The sequence below is a fragment of the Rahnella sp. NRRL B-41462 genome (genome assembly GCF_003263525.1).
GTDB lineage: Bacteria > Pseudomonadota > Gammaproteobacteria > Enterobacterales > Enterobacteriaceae > Rahnella > Rahnella aceris.
On record NZ_JYDF01000147.1, the window covers coordinates 1 to 21,663 of the forward strand.

Sequence of the window (21,663 nt, forward strand, 5' to 3'; positions counted from 1 at the left end):
TCAGCCACTCAGACACCTCACCGTGTTCGTTACAGCGCGCACGTTGCAACGGGGCGCTACTATAGGGAGACCGCCGCGAAGGGTCAAGAAAATTTTCAGCGTTTTGTGTCAGGCGCTCAGAGTCTGTTCGCCGGGAGAATGCCGTGGCTGGCGGATTTTGAAAGCGCCCAAAAACAAAAAAGGCTCTGATTTTCATCAGAACCTTTTTTGTTTAATGTGGTGGAGAGAGAGGGGTTCGAACCCTCGATACGATTGCTCATATACACACTTTCCAGGCGTGCTCCTTCAGCCACTCAGACACCTCTCCAGTCGTCGGCTGCACCGCAGTGCTGCTGACCGGCGCTAATGTAGGGAAAAGTCGCCTCACCGTCAACACTCTTTTGCAGGTTCCATGCCGTTTAGACAAACTTAGAGCAATCTGATGATTTAAAGAGCAAAAAATGCGTTAAGGATGAACAGCCGGTATCTGGTTGCAGGGCGTGATTAAAATTGCTTATCAGAATGCATAAATAAGTAGAATTTTTGCATGAAAGCACAATTATCCCGCAAACACTTTTTGTTACGGCTAAATAGCAAGATATGTTGTGGTAATCATTCAGGGTAGCGGTATAACAATGCACTCTGAAAAAATGCTTCGCATAAGAACTGTACAAGTCATCCTTTGAAGCAGGGTTATTTATCACATAAGGGCAGGGGTTATTCTTGAGTCAGTCAAATAACGCGACCGCGTCGCAACACCGGACGGCAATTCCTGCCGGAGCGGGCACATTATTCTTCGTTCAGACATTCGCAACGCTCGGCTTTGCGGTGCTGTATTCCACGCTGGTCCTGTACGCCACCAAAAAACTCGGTTTCAGTGAAGATAACGCCAACGCCATCATGGGCGTGTTCGGCGCATTCAACTACGGGCTGCATATGTTCGGCGGCTACCTTGGCGGGCGTTATCTCAGCAACCGTAATCTGTTCGTGCTCGGCATGGTGTTGCAGGTCTTTGGCTGTGCGCTGATTGCGCTGGAAGGTGTGACCGGGTTGTACTGGGGATTAGCCATGTTCCTGACCGGCAGCGGACTGAATGTGACCTGTCTGAATATGATGCTGACCCAGCGTTTTGCACCGGACGATGACCGCCGTGAATCGGCCTTCCTGTGGAATTATGCCGGGATGAATCTGGGCTTCTTTATAGGCTTTGCGGTCGCCGGTTATTTCCAGCTCAGTGAAAACTACCGCGCGCTGTTCCTGTTCGCCACGTTAGGGAATGTCGCGGCGATTGTGGTGACACTTTCCCGCTGGTCGATTCTGGCCGATATCAGCACGCCGCTGAAAGAGGCCAGCCGCAGCCAGTTACTGCGCCGGATGGCGGTCGGTATTGCCATCCTGATTGTACTGGTGCCGGTTATCCGCATGTTGCTGACCCACGCAGAATTCAGCAGTTATTTTGTGGTCGCGCTGGGCATTGTGATTTTCGCATTAATGGCGCTGGTCACTTTTCGCCATCGCGATGCGGATGAACGCCGCCGCATGAAGGCGTATCTGCTGCTGGCGCTGGGTTCGTTAGTTTTCTGGACACTGTATCAGCTGGCACCCATGGGGCTGATGCTGTTCTCTGAAAACAACATCAACCTGAATGTATATGGTATCCGCGTGGCACCGCAGTGGATCCAGAACATTAATACCGTGGTTATCGTGATCGGGGGGCCGCTGATGGCACTGTGGTTCAACCGCCTGCGTCAGCGCGGCTGGAACATCGATATTCCGGCGCAGTTCTCCGCATCCCTGTTCTGTATGGGGCTGGGCATGCTGGTGCTGCCGTTGGGTATTCATCTGGCGGGCGGCGACGGCCTGGTGGCGTTTAAATGGATTGCCCTCAGCTATCTGCTGCAAAGCATCGGCGAACTGCTGATTTCACCGATCGGTTACGCGATGATCGGTAAGCTGGCACCGCCGCGTTATCAGGGTGTGATGATGGGCTGCTGGATGATGGTCACCGGCGTGGCGTCGGTGCTGGCCAGTTACATTTCCGGGCTGATGCCGCAGAACGCGGGCAGTACGCCAGCGCTGACCAATCCGGGCTACAGTCAGGTGTTTAATGCGCTGGGCTGGGGTTCCGTTATCACGGGTGTGGTGCTGCTGGTGCTTATCCCGCTGCTGCGCCGGATGATCCACCGTGAGCCGGTTGCCGCCTGATTTATTCGCAGTCTCCGTCACTCACTTCACAAGCCCCGAATTCCGGGGCTTGTTCTTTTTTACGCCACAGGGTTGCATCCCGATGATATTCAGGGAAATCTATCTGTTCACAGGAGGCTTCCCCGATGAACATTATTTTTTACCACCCTACATCTGATGCAAAACCCTGGATTGACGGAATAACAAAAAGATTACCGCAGGCCAACGTGCGTGCGTGGAAGGCGAATGATCAGGACCCGGCAGATTACGCGCTGGTCTGGCGGCCACCGCATGCCATGCTCGCGCCGCGCACGATGCTGAAAGGTATTTTCGCGCTGGGGGCGGGAGTGGATGCCATCCTGACACAGGAACAGCGTCAGCCGGGCACATTGCCCGCCGGCGTACCGTTGCTGCGCCTGGAAGATACCGGCATGGCGTTGCAGATGCAGGAATATGCGCTGGCGACGGTATTACGTTATTTCCGCCGGATGGATGAATATCAGCTCTTCCAGCAACAAAAACAATGGCGCCCGCTTGTTCCGCATTCACGCAGTGAATTCATTATCGGTATTCTTGGTGCCGGTGTGCTCGGCAGCAGCGTGGCGAAAGCACTGGTGGATATGCAATTCACCGTGCGTAGCTGGAGCCGCAGCGCCAAGTCGCAGGAAGGCGTAGAGAGTTTCTATGGTGACGATCGGTTGGCAGCGTTTGCCAGCGGCTGCAAAGTGCTGATCAATCTGTTACCCAACACGCCGCATACCGCCGGTGTTCTCAATCATAAACTGTTCACAAATCTTTCGCATAATGCGTACCTGATTAACCTTGGTCGTGGCGGACATCTGGTGGAAGGCGATTTGCTGCGTGCGCTCGACAGCGGGCAGATTGCCGCTGCCACGCTCGACGTTTTCGTTGAAGAACCGTTGCCGGGCATGCACCCGTTCTGGTCGCATCCGCGGGTCAGCATCACGCCACACGTCGGTGCGGATACGTTGCCGGAGCAGGCGATGGACAGCATCGTGAGTAACATTCTGGCGATAGAGGCAGGGCGCGAGCCGACGGGACGTGTCGATCCCGGCCGGGGTTACTGATATTCATCTGCTAACATTATAAATGCTGCGGTTATGTTGCCGCAGCGGAATACTTTCAAGGAGAGTACATGCCTTACCCGGTTGATTTACATATGCATACCGTTGCCAGCACCCACGCCTACAGCACGTTACATGATTACATTGATGAAGCCGCCGAAAAGGGCATTAAGCTGTTTGCCATCACTGATCATGGTCCTGATATGGCTGATGCGCCGCACTACTGGCATTTTATGAATATGCGGGTCTGGCCGCGTCTGGTGAATGGCATCGGTATCCTGCGTGGCATCGAGTCGAATATTAAAAACATTCATGGTGATATCGACTGTACCGGCCCGATGCTCAAAGAAATCGACGTGATTATTGCCGGTTTCCATGAGCCGGTGATGCAGCCCGTCGATAAAGAAACCCATACCGCTGCGATGATTGCAGCGATGGCGGGGGGTGAAGTGCATATTATTTCGCACCCGGGCAACCCGAAATACCCGATTGATATTCCTGCTGTGGCGGCGGCTGCCGCGAAATATAACGTCGCGCTGGAGCTGAATAACTCATCGTTTATTCATTCACGTGCGGGCAGCGAGCCAAATTGCCGTGCGATTGCGCTGGCAGTAAAAGAAGCCGGTGGCTGGCTGGCGCTGGGGTCAGATTCGCACATCGCTTATTCACTCGGGGGCTTTGAACATTGCGAACGTATCCTGCGTGAAATTGATTTTCCGCAAGACCGTATTCTTAATGTCAGCCCGCGTCGTTTCCTCGATTTTCTCGAGGCCCGGGGTCGCGCGCCCATTGCTGAATTAAGCGAACTGTGACATTGTCGCGACCAAATTGCGGGGGATTAACCCTTTTCATTGTCTGAGCAGGTTACTGTTATGAATGAATTTTCGATTGTCTGCCGCGTGCTGGGCACGTTGTTTTACCGTCAGCCGCAGGATCCGTTGCTGGTTCCGTTGTTTGGTCTGATTCAGGACGGAAAGCTGCGTGAACACTGGCCGCTGGAGCAAGATGCATTGCTGATCCGCTTGCAGGAAAGTGCCAATCCGCAAGCGCTGGCCGCTGAATTTAACCGTCTGTTTGTCGGTTCAGAATGTGCGGTATCGCCGTTCCGCAGTGATTACGTTGACGGCGCAAATGAAATGGATGTGCGCACATTCCTGCAACAGCGCGGTATGCCGCTGGGCGAAACGCCTGCTGATCATTTCGGTGCCATGTTACTGGCCGCCTCCTGGCTGGAAGATCAGTCGCAGGAAGATGAAGTCAGCGCGCAAATTACGCTGTTTGATGACTACCTGTTCCCGTGGTGCGGTAAATTCCTCGGTAAAGTGGAAGCCCATGCAACCAGCGGTTTCTACCGCACGCTGTCTGAAATCAGCCGCGAAGCCTTGCAGGCGATGCGCGACGAACTCGAAGAGCAACTGCCGCCGGATCTGGATGACGCGGAAGAAGACGACCAGTAATCCTGAACACAGCATGTAAAAAGCCCGGCGGTGAGTCATCACGCCGGGCTTTCTTATTATCGGTTTACTCAGACTAATCAGTAAAAGGTATCACCAACTGACCCGGTTTCACTTCAATTCCTTTCGCCAGTTTCTTCGCCATCGCTTCACCTTTGCTGTGATCGCCATTGAGCACATAAGCCGGACGCTGGTTGAAATAGGTGTTCAGCGAATTGTTCAGATAAGGCATCAGGCCTTTCATCACGTTGTCCATTTTCTCAGGCTTGATGGTGTAATCCACCACCTGCATATCCCGCAGGAAAATGGCGCCTTTCTCGCGATCATAAGTTGGATGCGCTTTCAGGGTCAGGCGCATATCGGCTTTCTGCGGGCCGAACAGTGAGGATACATCGACATGGGCGTCGCCGGTCAGCGTCACGATACCGGGTTCAGCCCGGCCAATCTGGCTGCTGAGATTGGTCAGCACCAGTTTGGCATCCACCAGTCCCGGAACGCCCAACTGTTTTTCAAAGTTGTTGTTCTTTTGCAGGTAATCATTCACCTGCTGCTCACTGATGGTGTACTGCGTCAGTTGATTACAGCCTGCCAGTAAGCTTGCACACATCAGTACTGCGGCACCCAGAAATCGCTTTGTCATTCTTCCCTCATTACGTAAAAACTATTTCGTCAGCATGACCGTAAAGCATCATGGCTCCAATCAGACAACGCTGATTAGCCTAAGTGCTGAAGGGAGGGAATAAAAGGGAAAATTGCCGGAAGCGGACTTCCGGCAAAAAGTATAACGGGCTTAGCTTGCGAGACGGGAGAGAAGATTTACCTGAGTCTGTTTCGCCATATTATCGCGGTAGGCCTGAACCCGTGAAGGCCAGTCGATGCCTTGCACAATCGACAGCGAACGCAGCAACGGCCAGAGATTAATGTCATCTTCGGAAAGCTCGCCGTTCACCGCATTCGGCTCGACGATCAGTTTGTCGAGTGCGCGCAAATCCTGACTGATTTTCTTCACCAGACCTTCGGAATGTTGCAGATGCTCCTGAAAACTGCCGCTGGCAGCCTGCTTTTTATCGGCGAAGTATTTACGGGCTTCCGGCGTGGAGAATTCTTCCAGTGGTGCGGTGGCAAAACGCGGCAACAACAGACGTCCGGTATATTCAGAAACCTGACGCAACCACGCGGCAACAGACGCGTTCAGCGGGCCGGTCAGCAGCGGTTTACCGTCACTTTTGTCGATGTAATGCACGATATCCATACTTTCCGGCATGAAGCCGCCATCCTCTTTTTGCAGGACAGGCACCATCTTTTTACCCACCATTGAAATGGGTGTTTTTTCATCGTCGTTGAGCAGCACCTTGATCTCAACCGGGATGTTCTTCAAACCGAAAATCATGCGGGCTTTCACGCAGAAAGGGCAATGTTCGTAAACGTAAAGTCTCATAGTACGTAGCTCCTGTTATCGCCGGCGGTGACCTGTAGGGTGCATGAAAACTGCCGGATGTAGGTTCGGATTTTGTCTAACGCTATGATTCAGTATGGGTATAGATGGATGTGAGATCAAACCGCATTCTCTGGAACGCGGTTTCCATCAGGGTACTGCATAAGAAATTACGGAAGATCAACTGCCGCTGAGCATGGCCGGTTCGATGCGGCGCAGGTTGAACTGCCAGTACAAACCGGTGAGGGTGATGAAGCCAACGACGCCGAGTAATAACCACGGCAATTCAGGCAGTTCGAGCGCACGGCCGGTGTCGTACATCCAGCCGCCACCGGTATAACCGATGACGCCGCCCAGAGCCAGTCCCAGACGGCTGAAGCCCATGTAGCTGCCGCGTGCGCGGGCGTCGGCCAGAGATGCACCCAGGGTTTCACGCGCCGGTTCGGCGATGATCGAACCAATGTAGAAAAAGCCAATCAGCAATAATAACGGATTGATTGAGGTAACCAGCCCGACCGGCAGCAGGCTCAATGTCATGATCAGCAGACCGAACATCAGGCGCTGTTCAAGACGGAAACGTTTTTCGCTCCAGCGGGCAATCGGATACAACAGCGTCAGCGACAGTACGGCTTCAATGGCGTACATCCATTTCACCGCCGACGGGCTGCCCGCGACATCATTGACCGCAATCGGCAACATCAGCATCACCTGCACGGTCAGCATGTAATAGCCAGTCAGCGTCAGCACGTAGGCCAGAAAACGACGGTCGCGCAGCACGCGCATCATGCCTTCGCGCATAGGGGTGCGCAGGGTGGAAATGCGGTAAGCCGGTAACAGCCAGGCGTTGCAGGCCGCGGCCAGACAAAAGATTGCGGCTCCGGTCCAGCACACGTAATGGAAATCATATTGCAGCAGCCAGCTACCGATCAGTGCGCCAATGACGGCACCCGCGCTGTCCTGCATCATCATCAGGGAGAAGAAGCGGCTGCGCTCGTGCGGACGGGTCAGTTTTATGACCAGCGCGGTACGCGGCGGATCAAACAACGTGCCGCCAAGACCGGAGAGAATACACGAACAGACCAGGATCCACGGTTGATCGGCCATCGCCATCGTGGCAAAGCCCGCCGCGCGCAATAACATGCCGGTGATAATCATGGGTTTCGCCCCAAACCGGTCAGCAATCGCCCCGCCAAAAATGCCCAGTCCCTGTTGCGTAAGCTGACGAACGCCGAGTGCCAGGCCGACGGCCATTGCCGCCCAGCCAAGCTGATCGACAAATCGGATCGAGATCAACGGAAAAACCACGAAAAAGCCTAAAATAACCAGCGCGTTGTCTAATAACAGAAAATACTTACCCAAGCTCCGAGCTTGTGATACCAGAGACATGCTTCACCATGAGCGATTATATGTATCCTGTCCGGCAGATACAGAAAGGAGAAAAGACCGTTCCAGTCTGAACCGGAAACAGGCATTTAGATAGGGCGCTATTGATAATATTTTTTTATCGTCAAGCCGCGCTCTGACTGGCAGAATTAGCGGTGATCTGTCGTTTCCTATAAATTCTATTTATCGACCCATGCGGGATGTGGAGGGAAGGGATGTTTGGCTACAAATCTGCCGTGCCAAAGGTGCGGCTTACCACTGATCGGATGGTCCTGCGCCTGGTTCATGACCGTGATGCGCACCGGCTGGCTGAATACTACGCTGAGAACCGCGCGTTTCTGAAACCGTGGGAGCCGGTCAGGGATGAAAGCCATTGTTATCCCTCAGGATGGCAGGCGCGTCTGGGGCTGATTACCGAGATGCAAAAACAAGGCAGTGCGTATTACTTCATCCTGCTCGACCCCGATGAAAATCGCGTGATGGGCGTGGCGAATTTCAGCAATGTGCTGCGCGGTTCTTTCCATGCCTGTTTCCTCGGGTATTCGCTCGGCCAGGAATGGCAGGGTAAAGGTCTGATGCAGGAAGCGTTGCAGACGCTTATCCGCTATATGCAACGCCAGCAAAAAATGCACCGCATCATGGCCAATTACATGCCGCACAATAAACGCAGCGGCCAGCTTCTCGAACGTCTCGGCTTTGAACGCGAAGGTTACGCCAAAGATTACCTGCTGATTGACGGCAAATGGCAGGATCACGTGCTGACGGCATTAACCTGGCAAGAATGGACACCCCCGTCCCGATAAGGAGAGCAACATGAAACACGAACTCAGCGCCCGGGAGGCCCGTGTTGTGGGCTGTTTACTGGAAAAACAACTCACCACGCCAGAACAGTATCCGATGACCCTTAACGGCCTGACCACGGCCTGCAATCAGAAGACGAACCGCGAGCCGGTGATGGAACTGAGCGAAAGTGACGTTCAGCAAACGCTGGATTTGCTGCTGCGCAAACACATTATCCGCACCCTGAGCGGCTCACGTACCATGAAGTATGAGCACCGTTTCTGTAATTCTGAATTCGGCAATCTCAAATTTTCCCCGCAGGAAGTGGCTGTAGTGACCACGCTGTTGTTGCGCGGCGCACAAACGCCGGGCGAGTTGCGTACCCGCACTAACCGTCTGCATGATTTCTCGGACGTTGCCGAAGTTGAACAAACGCTGACTGAACTGACAAACCGCGAAGACGGCCCGTTCTGCGTGCGTCTGGCCCGAGAACCCGGGAAACGTGAAAGCCGCTATATGCATCTTTTCAGCGGCGAAGTCAGCAATGTGGCCAGTACCCATGAAGAACCGCTGTTCAGCGCCGGGGCACAAAGCGCTGATCTGACTCTGACCGCGCGCGTGGAAACACTGGAAGCTGAAGTGGCGGAGCTGAAACAGCGTCTGGAAAATTTGTTGCAACATCTGGCTGATTAACAGGAGCGGGTTGTGAGTAAATTACGTATTGGTGTTATCGGGCTGGGTGGGATTGCGCAAAAAGCCTATCTGCCGGTACTGAGTCACGCTGAAAACTGGACGCTGGTCGGTGGTTTTTCCCCCAATCAGCAAAAGGCGCAGGCCATTTGCGACAGTTATCGTATGGCGTGTTTTTCCCGCATGGATGAACTGGCGGGCCAGTGCGACGCGGTTTTTGTGCACAGCAGCACCGCCAGCCATTTCGATGTGGTTGGACAACTGCTGGCGCAGGGCGTGCATGTGTATGTCGATAAACCGCTGGCCGCTGAACTTGAGCAGGCTGAGCAGTTGGTTGAACAGGCGCGCAAGGCAGGCAAAACGCTGATGGTCGGCTTCAACCGTCGCTTTGCACCGTTGTATCGTCAGCTCAAAGATAACATGCAGAGCGCCGCATCTTTGCGCATGGACAAACACCGGACCGATAGCGTGGGGCCAAACGATCTGCGATTCACCTTGCTGGACGATTATCTGCACGTGGTCGATACCGCGCTGTGGCTGGCAGGCGGTAATGCCAGTCTGGAAAGCGGTCTGATTCAGATTAACGAAGCGAATCAGATGTTGTACGGCGAACATCATTTCCTCTGTGGCGAAACGCTGGTGACGACATCGATGCACCGCCGGGCAGGGACTTTCCGCGAGAGCGTGCAGGCGGTGACTGAAGGCGCGGTGTATCAGCTGGACAATATGCAAATCTGGCGCGAGGAACAGCAGGATATTCTCACACAACTGCCGGTACCGGGCTGGCAAAGTACCCTGACACAGCGCGGATTTGTCGGTGCCATTGAACACTTTGTGGCCTGCGTGAGTAATCAGACGGCGCCGGAAACCAGCGGCGAGCAGGCGATTTATGCGCAGGCAATGATCGAGAAGATTCTGAATTCTTAACAAAAAAGCCGCGCGGGATGGCGTGGTTAACACTCTATAACAACATAAAACAACTGCCGGTGGCTATTGTATTGCGGATGCGTAGACTAAGCGCATCTTTGAGCCATGCGGCTTCATCTCTCACGCTGCTGATGCAGGCGTGATGGTTTAACTATTTGATATACATGTAAACCGGTAAACAAGAAAAGTGACATGAATCTACTTAAATCTCTGGCAGCCGTCAGTTCCATGACGATGTTTTCACGTGTATTAGGTTTTGCCCGCGATGCCATTGTGGCACGTGTATTTGGCGCCGGAATGGTCACCGACGCCTTTTTTGTGGCGTTCAAACTGCCCAATTTGTTGCGCCGTATTTTTGCCGAAGGCGCATTTTCACAGGCGTTCGTGCCAATTCTTGCCGAGTACAAAACTCAGCAGGGCGAAGAAGCTACGCGCACCTTTATTGCGTATGTCTCCGGGTTGCTGACGCTGGTTCTGGCGATTGTCACCGTGCTGGGCATGCTCGCGGCGCCGTGGGTGATTTATATCACTGCGCCGGGTTTTGTGGATTCACCGGACAAATTTGCGCTCACCAGTTCTCTGCTGCGGATCACCTTCCCGTATATCCTGCTTATTTCTCTGGCCTCGCTGGTCGGAGCGATACTCAACACCTGGAACCGCTTCTCGATACCGGCGTTTGCGCCGACCTTCCTGAACGTCAGCATGATCGGTTTTGCGTTATTTGCCGCGCCGTATTTTCACCCGCCGGTGCTGGCGCTGGCCTGGGCCGTGGTGGCCGGTGGCTTGCTGCAACTCGGTTATCAGCTGCCACACCTGAAGAAAATCGGCATGCTGGTGCTGCCGCGCCTGAACCTGAAAGATGCCGGTGTATGGCGCGTAATGCGCCAGATGGGACCGGCGATTTTGGGTGTTTCCGTCAGCCAGATTTCACTGATCATCAACACGATTTTTGCCTCGTTTCTGGTCTCCGGCTCAGTTTCATGGATGTATTACGCTGACCGCCTGATGGAGTTTCCTTCCGGTGTGCTGGGCGTGGCGCTGGGCACGATTTTGCTGCCTTCGCTGGCGCGAAGCTTTTCCAGCGGAAATCACGGTGAATACAATCGCCTGATGGACTGGGGCTTGCGTCTGTGTTTCCTGCTGGCGTTGCCAAGTTCCGTCGCCCTGGGGATTCTGGCCAAACCGCTTACGGTGGCATTATTCCAGTACGGCAAGTTCAGCGCGTTTGATGCTTCGATGACGCAACGTGCACTGGTGGCCTATTCCGTCGGGCTGATGGGGCTGATCGTGGTGAAAGTGCTGGCTCCGGGCTTTTATTCACGTCAGAACATCAAAACGCCGGTGAAAATCGCCATCATTACCTTGCTGATGACGCAGGTGATGAACCTGGCCTTTATCGGCCCACTCAAACACGCGGGGCTTTCCCTGTCGATTGGTCTGGCCGCCTGTCTGAATGCTTCGCTGCTTTACTGGCAACTGCGTAAGCAGGATATCTTCCAGCCTTTGCCGGGCTGGAGAGTGTTCCTGATTAAGCTGATTGTCGCGGTGGTTGCCATGTCAGCAGCATTGCTCGGCATGATGTGGCTGATGCCTGCATGGGATGTGGGGGGAATGGCGTATCGTCTGGCGCGTCTGGCGGCAGTGGTTGCTGTCGGCGTAGTCGCTTACTTTGCCGTGCTTGGCCTGCTGGGCTTCAGGGTGAAAGAATTTGCCCGTAAGCTGGACTGACGCAGATTACAGAAACACAAAAGGGCGCATGAGCGCCCTTTTTTAATATCCACAACCGTGCGTTACATGCGTTCTACGGTTTCGATACCCAGCGTATCCAGACCGGTTTTCAGCGTGCGTTGTGTCAGCAGTGCCAGTTTCAGGCGGCTGTTACGGCTGGTTTCATCTTCTGCATTAAGGATCGGGCAATGCTCGTAGAAGCTGGAGAACAGGCCAGCCACGTCGTACAGATACGCACACATGGTGTGTGGCGTGCCTTCGCGGGCGACAACGGTCAGTACTTCTTCGAACTGCAACAGACGGGTCGCCAGCGCAGCTTCACGTTCCTCGCTCAGTACAACCGGTTGAGTCAGACTGTTCACGTCGATATCTGCACGTTTAAAGATAGAGGCTACGCGGGTATAGGCGTATTGCATATACGGCGCGGTGTTACCTTCAAACGCCAGCATGTTGTCCCAGTCGAAGATGTAATCGGTAGTACGGCTTTTTGACAGATCAGCATACTTGATTGCGCCGATACCCACCGCGTTAACCAGTTTTTCCAGCTCCCCGGCGTCTTTCATTTCCGGATTCTTTTCGGTGATCAGCTTACGTGCGCGATCAATCGCTTCATCCAGCAGATCAGACAGTTTCACTGTGCCACCTGAGCGGGTTTTGAACGGCTTACCGTCTTTGCCCAGCATCATGCCGAACATATGGTGTTCCAGCGCCACAGAATCCGGCACGTAACCGGCTTTACGCGCTATGGTCCATGCCTGCATCAGGTGCTGGTGCTGACGGGAGTCGATATAATACAGCACGCGGTCGGCCCCGAGTGTTTCGTAGCGGTATTTCGCGCAGGCGATATCGGTGGTGGTGTACAGGTAGCCGCCATCTTTTTTACGGATGATGACGCCCATCGGATCGCCTTCTTTATTTTTGTATTCATCAAGATAGACAACAACTGCGCCTTCGCTGTCGACGGCCAGACCTTTGGCCTGCAGGTCGGAAACGATGCCCGGCAGCATGCTGTTGTACAGGCTTTCACCCATCACATCGTCTTCGGTCAGGGTGACGTTCAGACGATTGTAGGTTAGCTGGTTTTGCTTCATGGTCACGTCAACCAGCTTGCGCCACATCTGCAGGCAGTATTCATCGCCGCCTTGCAGTTTCACCACGTAGCCACGCGCCCGCTCGGCGAAGGCTTCGTCTTCGTCGTAGTTTTTCTTCGCCGCGCGGTAGAATTCTTCCAGATCAGCCAGATTCATGTCACCGGCGTTTTCGTTCTGTACTTTTTCCAGATAGGCAATCAGCATGCCGAACTGTGTACCCCAGTCGCCAACGTGGTTAGCGCGGATCACTTTATGGCCGAGGAATTCATTGGTGCGCACAGCCGCGTCGCCGATAATGGTGGAGCGGATGTGGCCAACGTGCATTTCTTTCGCCACGTTTGGCGCAGAATAATCGATGACGATAGTTTGGGGTTCAACCGGTGTGATACCCAGTTTTTCATCGTTCAGAGCGCTGTCTACATGCGCAGCAACAAAAGCAGGATCCAGGAAGATATTGATGAAACCCGGCCCGGCGATTTCGACTTTATTCGCGATGCCGCTCAGGTCTAACAGTTCAACGACTTTCTCTGCCAGTTGTCGCGGTGGCATACCGAGTTTTTTTGCCACGGACATAACACCATTAGCCTGATAGTCGCCAAACTGAGCTTTAGCGGACTGACGGACTTGCGCTTCGCTGTCGGCTGAGGCGCCTGCAGCGATCAGCGCCTGGCTGACTTTTTCTGAAAGAAGTGACTGAATATTCACCGAAGTACCTTTATTTAGGAATGTGGTTGTTTGCTGTTCATCCCATGGTGGACGAACCTAAAATGATGCGTGTTTATATCATATTAGCCTTGCGGCGTCAGTATCACCGCACGTCCGGGCTAAGGAAAACGCGATTGTGCGGCATGTCTCTGGCAACCGGATGAAAGGCTGTGTAAATTACCCGACCCTGAAGATCTGCAAACGAAAACAAGATAGGATGACCGCCATGAATCACGTGCCGGAGTTACAGGATTTAGCTGATGATTTACCGCGCTTTGTCGACGTACTGACGGCGTTCGCTGCAAAATTGCACATTAATCTGGATGGGTTTCACGCAGATCATATTTCAGTGCGTTGTCATCAGAACACGACGGCGGATCGCTGGAAAACCGGCCTGGAAAAGTGCGGCAGCCTGTTGAATGAGACCCTGATTAACGGCCGGCCAATTTGTCTGTTTTCGCTCAACGAACCTTTGCAGGTCGGGCCGCTGAGTATTGATCTGGTCGAGTTACCATATCCCGGCGATAAACGTTACCCGCACGAAGGCTGGGAACATATTGAGATTGTCCTGCCCGGTGCTGAAGACGAATTATATACACGGGCGCTGGCGCTGATTGCTGATGAAGCGCTAATGACGCCCGGTATTAAGCTGAAACAAAGTGCGCCCAAAGGGGAGAACGAGCGTTTGCCTAACCCGACGCTGGCGATCACTGACGGCTCTGTGACCATCAAATTTCACCCGCACAGCCTGCGGGCGATTGTCGCCAGCGAAAGGGAAGACGGTTAACGTTGCAGCGTCAGTAACGCCGCTTCCATGCGATCCAGCGCTTTTTCCAGTAACGCGCGCTGGCAACCCAGATTGATACGCACATAAGCCGGTGCGCCAAAATCAGCGCCACCTGAGAAACCGACCCCGGCGTCCACAAAGAAATGGTAAGGGTCCTGCACCGGCAGTGCGCTGGCATCAATCCAGCCAAGGTATGTGCCTTCCGGCGCCAGCATGCGCAATCCTGGCATAGCGTTGATTCTGGCTGTCACCCGTTCGCGGTTACCTCGCAGGTATTCGAGCTGTGCGTTAAGCCATTCCTCGCCATCGCGATAAGCGGCGGTCGCGGCGACATACGCCAAAATATTGACGTGCGGCACAATGCCGTGACTGGCCTCAAGGAATTTCCGGCGTAGTTCCGGGTCAGGAATAATCGCCATCGACGCGCCCAGACCGGCAAGGTTGAAGGTTTTGGACGGCGACATCAGCGTGATCGAACGCTGTTCGGCATCGGCATTGAGTGAGGCGAACGGGATGTGTTTCAGGCCCGGTTCGAGGATCAGGTCACAGTGGATTTCATCCGAACACACCACAAGATCGTGACGTTGCGCGAAGGCCTGCTGTTCGAGTAATTCCTCGCGACGATACACCGTGCCACCGGGGTTATACGGGTTGCAGAGCATCAGCAGCTTTTCGCTGCCATCCAGTAGATTGTCGGCCGTGGAAAAATCGGCCACCCAGCGCTGTTGCTGCTCAGTTACATTAATGGATTTAAACTGACGCCCTTCAGCCTGAGCCGCCTGCATAAACGGCGGATAAATGGGCATGGGCATCAGACTGGAGTTTTGTGGTGCAACAGTGGCGCGGACGGCGACGTTTAATCCGCACACCAGGCCTGGTAACCAGACGATCCATTCGGGCTTAATAGCCCATTCGTAACGATCCGCCAGACGTTTTACCACTAAATCAATGAGTTCCGGCGGTGTGAAACCATACCCAAATACGCCTTCTGCGACCCGTTGCTGCAACTCTTTGATAACCTGAGGCGGAGAAGTGAAGTCGGTATCGGCAACCCAAAGCGGTATCACATCCTGATTATTGTATTTATTCCACTTAACGCTATCACTGTGACTGCGGTCTACCCATAAATCAAAATTGAGTGTCATAGTTAGCTTTCCTAAGCAAACAGATTGGGTGGGGATGCTCATCTCAAAGCCTACGCGACATGGCCGGCTGCAGACAAGTGTTGTAGCATAATGCCGTAATCAGGAGAGATCACATGACTAAATTAGAAGTGTGTTGTTACAGCGTGGACTGTGCATTGACAGCAGAACAAGCCGGGGCCGATCGTGTTGAATTGTGCGCCAGTCAGGCTGACGGGGGCATTACGCCGAGTTACGGTACCCTCAAACTGGCAAGGGAAAAAGTGACCATCCCTGTACATCCGATTGTCCGTCCAAGGGGGGGTGACTTTTGCTACAGCCAGAGTGAATTTGAGGTGTTGAAAAGCGACATCGCTTGTATTCGCGATCTCGGCTATCCGGGTCTGGTGGTCGGCATGCTGGATGCGGAAGGGCATATTGATATGGCGAGAATGTGGGAGGTGATGGCGCTGTGCGGCGATATGGACGTAACATTCCATCGCGCATTCGACATGTGCCTTAACCCGAAGATTGCACTGGAGCAGTTGACTCAGTTAGGGGTGGCGCGCATTCTGACCTCCGGGCAACAACAAAATGCTGAAGTCGGTTTACCGATGCTTCGGGAACTCAATCAGCTGACGCGTGGTCCAATTATTATGGCTGGCGCGGGTGTGCGTCTGACGAATTTGCAGAAGTTTGTGGATATCGGGCTGACGGAGTTACACAGTTCAGCAGGGCGTCAGGTGAAATCCGCCATGCGCTACCGGAAAGCCGGTGTCACTATGAGTTCTGATACTGACTTTGATGAATTCAGTCGTTATTGCGTGGATGGCGATATTGTTGCCGCAATGAAAAGCACATTGCAGTTTGACGATGAAATATCCCGCACGGCGTAATAACTCAAAGATTTAACCGGGTCACACGACCCTTATTGCGTCGCCCTGCGCAAGTACCAGGCCCCGTCATGTTGGCGGGGCTTTTTTTGTGCTCCTGATTCTGCTGTCGTTGCGTAATTGATTCGGATAATCTGTCTGCTCATCAAATTGTTACCGCCGGACAGGGACATGAAAAAGTTAGTGATTACTCTCGCGCTGTTGGGATTTACGCACTCATTATTTGCCGCTGATAAACAACCCAGCAGTGTTCTGGATAATGGTGCTGAGACATTTGCCATTGACTGTGCAGGCAACCCTCAGCAAACGACGCTGGATATGAACGATTGTTATGCGGAAAAAATCGACAAGCTGAATTGGGTGAAACAGACGTACCTTGTGGCGGCCAGAAAACGTATTGAGCAAACGGCTACAGGTCCGAACCCGGATCCTGACGCAGCAGCTGTGCTGAAAGCGTTTGATGAGGAAACTCAGGCGTGGGATGCGTTTGAAGAGAAAGCCACTTTTGCGACGTACACTGACTATCAGGGCGGGACGATCAGAGGCGTGATGTCGCTGTCGCGGAAAATGGAACTCATCGAGTTGCGTGTTAAAGATATCTGGAGCAACTGGCTGCAATATCAGGATTCAACGCCAGCGGTATTACCCGAACCAAAATTTAAAGATGACCATTAATCCGGTTTTCTTGGCCTGAAAAAGCGCCCCGGGCGGCGCTTTTTATGACGGGCAACACTCAGCCCCAGGTCAGCAGCGCCACACCGAACATTCCTGCTTTCACCACCAGGCACATCACGAAAAGGCCTAGAACAATAACAGCCCGATCCATGAGGAATCGAATTCTTCTGCGCATTAATTTCTCCACGAAATACTTGCGTACGGATAAATTGGTTGGCCGAATTTATACACGAAATGCTATGAATCAATCCAATGATATAGCGTCAAAACGTGGAGCTTTACAAAGGGCTGTGGCTGACGCGGAAACAATTACTTCTCGTAAAAATTTTTTATTCTGATAGCGACGTCAATATTTGCCCAGTGCAATTCGTTTTCCTTGTGCAGACTGCTGCTGCCATCTTCCCAGGAAACGTAATACGACACGATGTCGTGCTCTGATTCAAAAGTATTCATCACGGTACCTTTGATATCGCCAGATCTGTGTTTAACGATGCTGCCTTTAGGGAACTTCATACTTCCTCCCGTAATGCGAACGACGATCTCCGTCATAACAAACCGATAGCCTTCTGAAAGGTTAGACCTTTTTACAGCGTGATGTACAGAGTGACGTGACTGAAAGTGAGGATAAAGTGTGAGCAATGACTTCCGCCAGACAGGAAGATGTCTGGCGGAGGAGGAAGGTCGTTATGGTTTGCGGGCGATGAGCAAGGCGCGGCGAGGAGCCGGATAACCTTCGATAGTTTTGGTCGGATCATTCGGGTCGAGGAATTCAGCCAGTGATTCGCTGGTCATCCAGTCGGTACGGCGCTGTTCTTCAAGTGTCGTGACGCTGACATCCGCAATACGCACATCCACAAAGCCGCATTTGATCAGCCAGTTTTTCAGGGCTTCAGCAGAAGGGATGAAATAAATATTCCCCATCTGCGCGTAACGGTCACCCGGCACCAGGACCTGCTCGCTGTTACCTTCGACAACCAACGTTTCGAGCACCAGTTCCCCTTCGCTGACCAGCTGATTTTTCAGTTGCAGAAGATGATCTAATGGCGAACGGCGGTGATACAGCACGCCCATAGAAAAAACGGTGTCGAAAGCGTTCAGCTCGGGTAATTGTTCGATGCCCAGCGGCAGCAAATGTGCGCGCTGATCGCCCCCCAGTAATTTACGCACGGCCTCGAACTGACACAGGAACAACTGCATCGGATCGATACCCACCGCCAGATGTGCGCCTGCACCAATCATGCGCCACATGTGATAACCGCTGCCGCAGCCGACATCTAAAATCGTGCGGCCAGCAAGGGAGGAAATGTGCGGCAAAACGCGATCCCATTTCCAGTCAGAGCGCCATTCAGTATTGATTTCAACGTCGTACAGCGAGAATGGTCCTTTGCGCCATGGCATCATATTACGCAGCAGGTTTTCAATCCCTTCGCGCTGACCGGCAGGCAAAGGGACTTCCATATTGGCGCTGACGCTGTGCAACAAATCCAGACGTTCCGGCTGCAACAGCGGCAAACGATCCACCGAGTTAAACCACAGTTTGAATTTGCCGTGCAGAGATTCTTTCTGCCACGCGGTCAGTTGCGAAGGCAAAGTATTGAGCCACGGACTTAACGGCCCTTTGGCGATAACGCGATAAAAATCACCGAAATCAATCATTGTGCTTCTCCGGCTTTCAGCGCAATCAGTGAGCCGAAATTAAAACACTGGAACCAGACTTCCGTGTGCTGGAAACCGGCCTGATGCAGGCGGGCTTTATGCGTTTCGACGGAATCGGTCAGCATAACGTTTTCGAGCATGCTGCGTTTCTGGCTGATTTCCAGCTCGCTGTAGCCGTTCGCACGTTTGAAGTCGTGATGCATATTGAACAACAGTTCGCCGACGTCTTTGTCTTCGAAGCTGAATTTTTCTGACAGCACCAGCGCCGCGCCCGGACGCATGCCCTGATACACCTGATTCAGCAAACGCTGGCGGTCAGCCGGTTCGAGGAACTGCAGGGTAAAGTTGAGCACTACCATCGAGGCATTTTTCAGCTCGATATCGAGAATATCGGATTCGATCACGCTGACCGGTGTATCCGCGCGGAAAGCATCAATGTGACGACGGCAGCGTTCCACCATGGCGGGAGAGTTATCGACAGCAATAATTTCGCAGCCCGGCACCTTAATGTTACGACGCATCGACAGCGTGGCAGCACCCAGCGAACAACCCAGATCATAGACATTGGAGTCGGGCTGAACGAAGCGCTCGGCGAGCATGCCAATCATCGAAATAATGTTGGAATAGCCCGGAACAGAGCGTTGGATCATGTCGGGAAAAACTTCCGCGACGCGTTCATCGAACGTCCAGTCGCCAAGCTTATCTATAGGTGCAGAAAACAGCGTATCGTGGTTTGCCATAGCGGTGAGTCAGGCCAAAAAGAATGTGGGTAAAAAGTTGAGGGCAGATTTTAGCAGATACTGGCGCAGGCAGATACCTGCGCGCCTGGGAGTTGTTTCAAAAGGGCATCAAATCTGTCTGGCAAATGTTCAGTGCTCAGTCAAAGTTGAGGAATTGCGACCACGGCAGATAGATAATATTGATCACGACCATCAGCACCAGAGAAATATAGGTGGCAGCCATGCCATTACGGCGCCAGGCAAATTCGCGGTTTTTCAGCCCGTAATAATGGAATAACCGGCCGAGGATCAGTAATAGGCCGCAGGCGTGTACAGTCCATATCGCCGCGCCGTTCATTTCCATATACAACAATAATAAACAGCCAATCGGCAGATATTCTACAGCGTTGCCGTGTACACGTATGGCGGTTTGTAATTCGTAGGATCCGCCGTCGCCGGTGGCGATACGGTATTGCATCCGCAGACGGACAACATCGAAAGAGAGTTTGATCAAAAGTATGGCGGCAAGCACGACATATAACGCGCTAATCATGATGACTTCCTTGGTTATTCCCTGTATCCCGGCGGAACAGCACTGATTTTCCGCTGCGTAGCTATGATAACGGGAAGGCATAAAACTGTCGTCAGAAAAACCTGAATATTCTTAGAACAACGCATCCTGCTCCGGCCAGTCCGGCGCGGGCTGGACCGAAGGAATGTGCTGACGCAGATCCTGCCACAGGTAGCGTGCCTGCTGGGGCGCGTCGGAACAATCGGGCGTATGAATAAACAGATACGGTGACAATCCCTGTGATTGCCAGTCGTTGAGTTTTGCAATCCACTGGCCGAAAAGTGGACGGTTTGCCTCAAGACTGTCGCCGCCGATAAAGCGGACAATCGGGCGGGAGGATGTCGCCAGCGCGTGCAGCGGCAGTATCGGTTTTTTGCGTTTGGCTTCGAGCACCGCTTCGGTGGTGGAGGTTGAGCTGTGAACCGGGCGACTGTCAAGGATCGCACGATTAATGCCGCGCAGATGTAATCCCTGATTCAGCGCCCGTTCTTCCTCACCTTTATTGAAGAAATCCGCATGGCGCACTTCAACGCCGTAATCGAAACCGGCGGGCAGGGCATCAAGAAATTGCCACAGGCGATCAAGATGTACGGGCGCAAATGCGGCAGGAAGTTGCAGCCAGAGCTGGCCGATGCGTTCACCGAGCGGTTCGAGCGTGCGGTAAAACATATCGACGTCTTCCTGACAATTCGCCAGTGCGGCTTTATGGCTGATGATGGAAGGAAATTTAAAACAAAAACGGAAAGACTCAGGCGTCATATCACGCCAGCGCATCACCACTTCCTGTTTGGGCAGGGCGTAAAACGTAGTATTGCCTTCGACGCAATTGAAGTACCGCGCGTAATCGGCCAGATCACGCAAACCCATCTTTGCCCAGGCGCTGTGATGCCATTGCGGTAAACCAATATACATATCGATGCTCCCTTTTCCGGGCCAGATCCCAAATAAAACGCCGCCTCAGCGGGCGGCGGGCAGGCATAAAATCAGGGTAACGTTACTCTGGCAACGCGGCAAGCACTTCGGCAGTGGAACGGACACGGCTGATACGCGGGAAAATAAACTGCATGCTGGACTGATGATGGTCATTGTTGTGTGCGCTGCACGCATCTTCTGCGATCACCAGTTCATAGCCATGTTCCCAGGCATTACGGGCCGTAGATTCCACGCCGATGTTGGTGGAAATACCGGCAAGCACGATGCTTTTAATGCCGCGGCGGCGCAGTTGTAAATCCAGATCGGTGCCGTAAAACGCGCCCCACTGACGTTTGATCACCAGCAGATCGCTGTCGGTTACGCCCAGTTGTTCCGGGAATTCCCACCAGCTTGCCGGTAAACCGCCTTCCGGCGCAGCCGCAGGGACATCAACCGGTTGTTTCAGCGCTTCGTCAAAAGAGTCAGACCAGCCCACGCGCACCATGACGACCGGCGCACCCAGTTTACGGAAACGGGTTGCCAGTTCAGTGGCATTATCCAGCACCTGCTGTGCGGTGTGCGGGCCGCCTGCGAACGGTAAAATTCCTTTCTGTAAGTCAATCAGTACCAGCGCGGTGTTTTTTGGATCAAGTTTCATGTTTAGCTCCCGGTTTTCAAAATGGGTAATGAGAGAAAGGAATCATTTAGTGCGTGTACAAAGGGGATTGCGTGAGTCTATGCTAGCGCGGGGAGCAAAAAGATATAATTTTGTTAAATTATGTGTAGCCAGCAACACGAGTGAATTTCCGCGCCAGCGTTGACGTGTTCGCACTTATCCTTCGCCGGAAATTCCTTTATAATAGCCGCCTTTTTTCGACCTGAATAAAA

The 21,663-nt window shown here is 53.2% G+C and carries 23 protein-coding genes and 1 tRNA gene; 12 read left to right on the forward strand and 12 right to left on the reverse strand.

Annotation, left to right across the window (positions count from 1 at the left end):
- Positions 1–189: hypothetical protein (locus UC14_RS27230; RefSeq protein WP_232829738.1), on the forward strand; the 189-nt coding region annotated here is incomplete at its 5' end.
- A gap of 28 nt (positions 190–217) precedes the next feature.
- On the opposite strand, the gene UC14_RS24930 is transcribed toward UC14_RS27230, so the two are convergent.
- Positions 218–307, reverse strand: a tRNA-Ser gene (locus UC14_RS24930).
- A gap of 395 nt (positions 308–702) precedes the next feature.
- Between UC14_RS24930 and UC14_RS24935 the strand changes: the two genes are divergently transcribed.
- The 4 genes from UC14_RS24935 to UC14_RS24950 all read left to right on the forward strand — a co-directional run bounded on the left by UC14_RS24935 (position 703) and on the right by UC14_RS24950 (position 4,705).
- Positions 703–2,184 (forward strand): peptide MFS transporter, encoded by a 1,482-nt coding sequence (locus UC14_RS24935; RefSeq protein WP_013575010.1) that lies wholly within the window; start codon positions 703–705, stop codon positions 2,182–2,184.
- Between the two features lie 125 nt (positions 2,185–2,309).
- Positions 2,310–3,251: a glyoxylate/hydroxypyruvate reductase GhrA gene (gene ghrA, locus UC14_RS24940; RefSeq protein ID WP_013575011.1), complete on the forward strand. Its 942-nt coding sequence runs from the start codon at positions 2,310–2,312 to the stop codon at positions 3,249–3,251.
- Positions 3,252–3,319: 68 nt separating this feature from the next.
- Complete coding sequence (locus UC14_RS24945; protein WP_013575012.1) at positions 3,320–4,060, forward strand: phosphatase; 741 nt, start codon at positions 3,320–3,322, stop codon at positions 4,058–4,060.
- 60 nt (positions 4,061–4,120) lie between these two features.
- Complete coding sequence (locus UC14_RS24950) at positions 4,121–4,705, forward strand: molecular chaperone (RefSeq protein WP_013575013.1); 585 nt, start codon at positions 4,121–4,123, stop codon at positions 4,703–4,705.
- Between the two features lie 73 nt (positions 4,706–4,778).
- On the opposite strand, the gene UC14_RS24955 is transcribed toward UC14_RS24950, so the two are convergent.
- From UC14_RS24955 to mdtH, 3 genes are all read right to left on the reverse strand, one after another.
- Complete coding sequence (locus UC14_RS24955) at positions 4,779–5,342, reverse strand: lipoprotein (RefSeq protein WP_013575014.1); 564 nt, start codon at positions 5,340–5,342, stop codon at positions 4,779–4,781.
- 150 nt (positions 5,343–5,492) lie between these two features.
- Positions 5,493–6,140, reverse strand: coding sequence for a glutaredoxin 2 (gene grxB / locus UC14_RS24960; RefSeq protein ID WP_013575015.1), 648 nt, complete (start codon positions 6,138–6,140; stop codon positions 5,493–5,495).
- Positions 6,141–6,317: 177 nt separating this feature from the next.
- Entirely contained in the window at positions 6,318–7,523 is a 1,206-nt protein-coding gene (gene mdtH, locus UC14_RS24965) for a multidrug efflux MFS transporter MdtH (RefSeq protein ID WP_013575016.1), read from the reverse strand.
- Between the two features lie 212 nt (positions 7,524–7,735).
- Between mdtH and rimJ the strand changes: the two genes are divergently transcribed.
- The 4 genes from rimJ to murJ all read left to right on the forward strand — a co-directional run bounded on the left by rimJ (position 7,736) and on the right by murJ (position 11,645).
- Positions 7,736–8,323 carry a ribosomal protein S5-alanine N-acetyltransferase gene (gene rimJ, locus UC14_RS24970; protein WP_013575017.1) on the forward strand — a complete coding sequence of 196 codons (588 nt, stop codon included), beginning with the start codon at positions 7,736–7,738 and terminating at the stop codon, positions 8,321–8,323.
- A gap of 10 nt (positions 8,324–8,333) precedes the next feature.
- A complete protein-coding gene (locus UC14_RS24975; RefSeq protein ID WP_112198646.1) occupies positions 8,334–8,993 on the forward strand; it encodes a DUF480 domain-containing protein in 660 nt (219 codons plus the stop codon).
- 12 nt (positions 8,994–9,005) lie between these two features.
- Complete coding sequence (locus UC14_RS24980) at positions 9,006–9,917, forward strand: Gfo/Idh/MocA family protein (protein ID WP_112198647.1); 912 nt, start codon at positions 9,006–9,008, stop codon at positions 9,915–9,917.
- 192 nt (positions 9,918–10,109) lie between these two features.
- Positions 10,110–11,645 carry a murein biosynthesis integral membrane protein MurJ gene (gene murJ, locus UC14_RS24985; RefSeq protein WP_013575020.1) on the forward strand — a complete coding sequence of 512 codons (1,536 nt, stop codon included), beginning with the start codon at positions 10,110–10,112 and terminating at the stop codon, positions 11,643–11,645.
- Positions 11,646–11,707: 62 nt separating this feature from the next.
- Here murJ and argS read toward each other — a convergent pair whose 3' ends face one another.
- Positions 11,708–13,441, reverse strand: a complete 1,734-nt coding sequence (argS, locus tag UC14_RS24990) for an arginine--tRNA ligase (RefSeq protein ID WP_112198648.1) — start codon at positions 13,439–13,441, stop codon at positions 11,708–11,710.
- 217 nt (positions 13,442–13,658) lie between these two features.
- On the opposite strand from argS, the gene UC14_RS24995 reads away from it, so the two are divergent.
- Complete coding sequence (locus tag UC14_RS24995; RefSeq protein ID WP_112198655.1) at positions 13,659–14,228, forward strand: VOC family protein; 570 nt, start codon at positions 13,659–13,661, stop codon at positions 14,226–14,228.
- Here UC14_RS24995 and UC14_RS25000 read toward each other — a convergent pair.
- Positions 14,225–15,373 carry a MalY/PatB family protein gene (locus UC14_RS25000; protein WP_013575023.1) on the reverse strand — a complete coding sequence of 383 codons (1,149 nt, stop codon included), beginning with the start codon at positions 15,371–15,373 and terminating at the stop codon, positions 14,225–14,227. The two genes, UC14_RS24995 and UC14_RS25000, sit on opposite strands and share 4 nt — an antisense overlap.
- 113 nt (positions 15,374–15,486) lie before the next feature.
- Here UC14_RS25000 and cutC point away from each other — a divergent pair, with 113 nt between their 5' ends.
- Positions 15,487–16,245, forward strand: coding sequence for a copper homeostasis protein CutC (gene cutC / locus UC14_RS25005; RefSeq protein WP_112198649.1), 759 nt, complete (start codon positions 15,487–15,489; stop codon positions 16,243–16,245).
- A 168-nt stretch (positions 16,246–16,413) separates the two neighbouring features.
- Positions 16,414–16,917: a lysozyme inhibitor LprI family protein gene (locus UC14_RS25010; protein ID WP_013575025.1), complete on the forward strand. Its 504-nt coding sequence runs from the start codon at positions 16,414–16,416 to the stop codon at positions 16,915–16,917.
- A gap of 309 nt (positions 16,918–17,226) precedes the next feature.
- On the opposite strand, the gene UC14_RS25015 is transcribed toward UC14_RS25010, so the two are convergent.
- From UC14_RS25015 to UC14_RS25040, 6 genes are all read right to left on the reverse strand, one after another.
- Complete coding sequence (locus UC14_RS25015) at positions 17,227–17,430, reverse strand: hypothetical protein (RefSeq protein WP_013575027.1); 204 nt, start codon at positions 17,428–17,430, stop codon at positions 17,227–17,229.
- A gap of 171 nt (positions 17,431–17,601) precedes the next feature.
- On the reverse strand, positions 17,602–18,573 hold the full coding sequence (cmoB, locus tag UC14_RS25020; protein WP_013575028.1) for a tRNA 5-methoxyuridine(34)/uridine 5-oxyacetic acid(34) synthase CmoB: 972 nt from the start codon (positions 18,571–18,573) through the stop codon (positions 17,602–17,604).
- Positions 18,570–19,313: a carboxy-S-adenosyl-L-methionine synthase CmoA gene (gene cmoA / locus UC14_RS25025; protein WP_013575029.1), complete on the reverse strand. Its 744-nt coding sequence runs from the start codon at positions 19,311–19,313 to the stop codon at positions 18,570–18,572. Before cmoA ends, cmoB begins: the two co-directional genes overlap by 4 nt.
- Before the next feature lie 136 nt (positions 19,314–19,449).
- The gene (locus UC14_RS25030; RefSeq protein WP_013575030.1) at positions 19,450–19,845 is read right to left on the reverse strand and encodes an MAPEG family protein; all 396 of its coding nucleotides are present in this window, start codon (positions 19,843–19,845) and stop codon (positions 19,450–19,452) included.
- Positions 19,846–19,956: 111 nt separating this feature from the next.
- Complete coding sequence (locus UC14_RS25035) at positions 19,957–20,775, reverse strand: DUF72 domain-containing protein (RefSeq protein ID WP_013575031.1); 819 nt, start codon at positions 20,773–20,775, stop codon at positions 19,957–19,959.
- Between the two features lie 82 nt (positions 20,776–20,857).
- A complete protein-coding gene (locus UC14_RS25040; RefSeq protein WP_112198650.1) occupies positions 20,858–21,433 on the reverse strand; it encodes a hydrolase in 576 nt (191 codons plus the stop codon).
- Positions 21,434–21,663: the final 230 nt, after the last annotated feature.

Coding starts and splice junctions, on each gene's coding strand:
- UC14_RS25035 (WP_013575031.1), bottom strand. CDS start 20,775: ATGTATATTGGTTTACCGCAATGGCATCACAGCGCCTGGGCAAAGATG.
- grxB (WP_013575015.1), bottom strand. CDS start 6,140: ATGAGACTTTACGTTTACGAACATTGCCCTTTCTGCGTGAAAGCCCGC.
- UC14_RS24950 (WP_013575013.1), top strand. CDS start 4,121: ATGAATGAATTTTCGATTGTCTGCCGCGTGCTGGGCACGTTGTTTTAC.
- UC14_RS24995 (WP_112198655.1), top strand. CDS start 13,659: ATGACCGCCATGAATCACGTGCCGGAGTTACAGGATTTAGCTGATGAT.
- ghrA (WP_013575011.1), top strand. CDS start 2,310: ATGAACATTATTTTTTACCACCCTACATCTGATGCAAAACCCTGGATT.
- UC14_RS25000 (WP_013575023.1), bottom strand. CDS start 15,373: ATGACACTCAATTTTGATTTATGGGTAGACCGCAGTCACAGTGATAGC.
- UC14_RS24975 (WP_112198646.1), top strand. CDS start 8,334: ATGAAACACGAACTCAGCGCCCGGGAGGCCCGTGTTGTGGGCTGTTTA.
- UC14_RS25040 (WP_112198650.1), bottom strand. CDS start 21,433: ATGAAACTTGATCCAAAAAACACCGCGCTGGTACTGATTGACTTACAG.
- UC14_RS24955 (WP_013575014.1), bottom strand. CDS start 5,342: ATGACAAAGCGATTTCTGGGTGCCGCAGTACTGATGTGTGCAAGCTTA.
- UC14_RS25030 (WP_013575030.1), bottom strand. CDS start 19,845: ATGATTAGCGCGTTATATGTCGTGCTTGCCGCCATACTTTTGATCAAA.
- murJ (WP_013575020.1), top strand. CDS start 10,110: ATGAATCTACTTAAATCTCTGGCAGCCGTCAGTTCCATGACGATGTTT.
- UC14_RS25015 (WP_013575027.1), bottom strand. CDS start 17,430: ATGAAGTTCCCTAAAGGCAGCATCGTTAAACACAGATCTGGCGATATC.
- mdtH (WP_013575016.1), bottom strand. CDS start 7,523: ATGTCTCTGGTATCACAAGCTCGGAGCTTGGGTAAGTATTTTCTGTTA.
- rimJ (WP_013575017.1), top strand. CDS start 7,736: ATGTTTGGCTACAAATCTGCCGTGCCAAAGGTGCGGCTTACCACTGAT.
- cmoA (WP_013575029.1), bottom strand. CDS start 19,313: ATGGCAAACCACGATACGCTGTTTTCTGCACCTATAGATAAGCTTGGC.
- UC14_RS25010 (WP_013575025.1), top strand. CDS start 16,414: ATGAAAAAGTTAGTGATTACTCTCGCGCTGTTGGGATTTACGCACTCA.
- cmoB (WP_013575028.1), bottom strand. CDS start 18,573: ATGATTGATTTCGGTGATTTTTATCGCGTTATCGCCAAAGGGCCGTTA.
- cutC (WP_112198649.1), top strand. CDS start 15,487: ATGACTAAATTAGAAGTGTGTTGTTACAGCGTGGACTGTGCATTGACA.
- UC14_RS24945 (WP_013575012.1), top strand. CDS start 3,320: ATGCCTTACCCGGTTGATTTACATATGCATACCGTTGCCAGCACCCAC.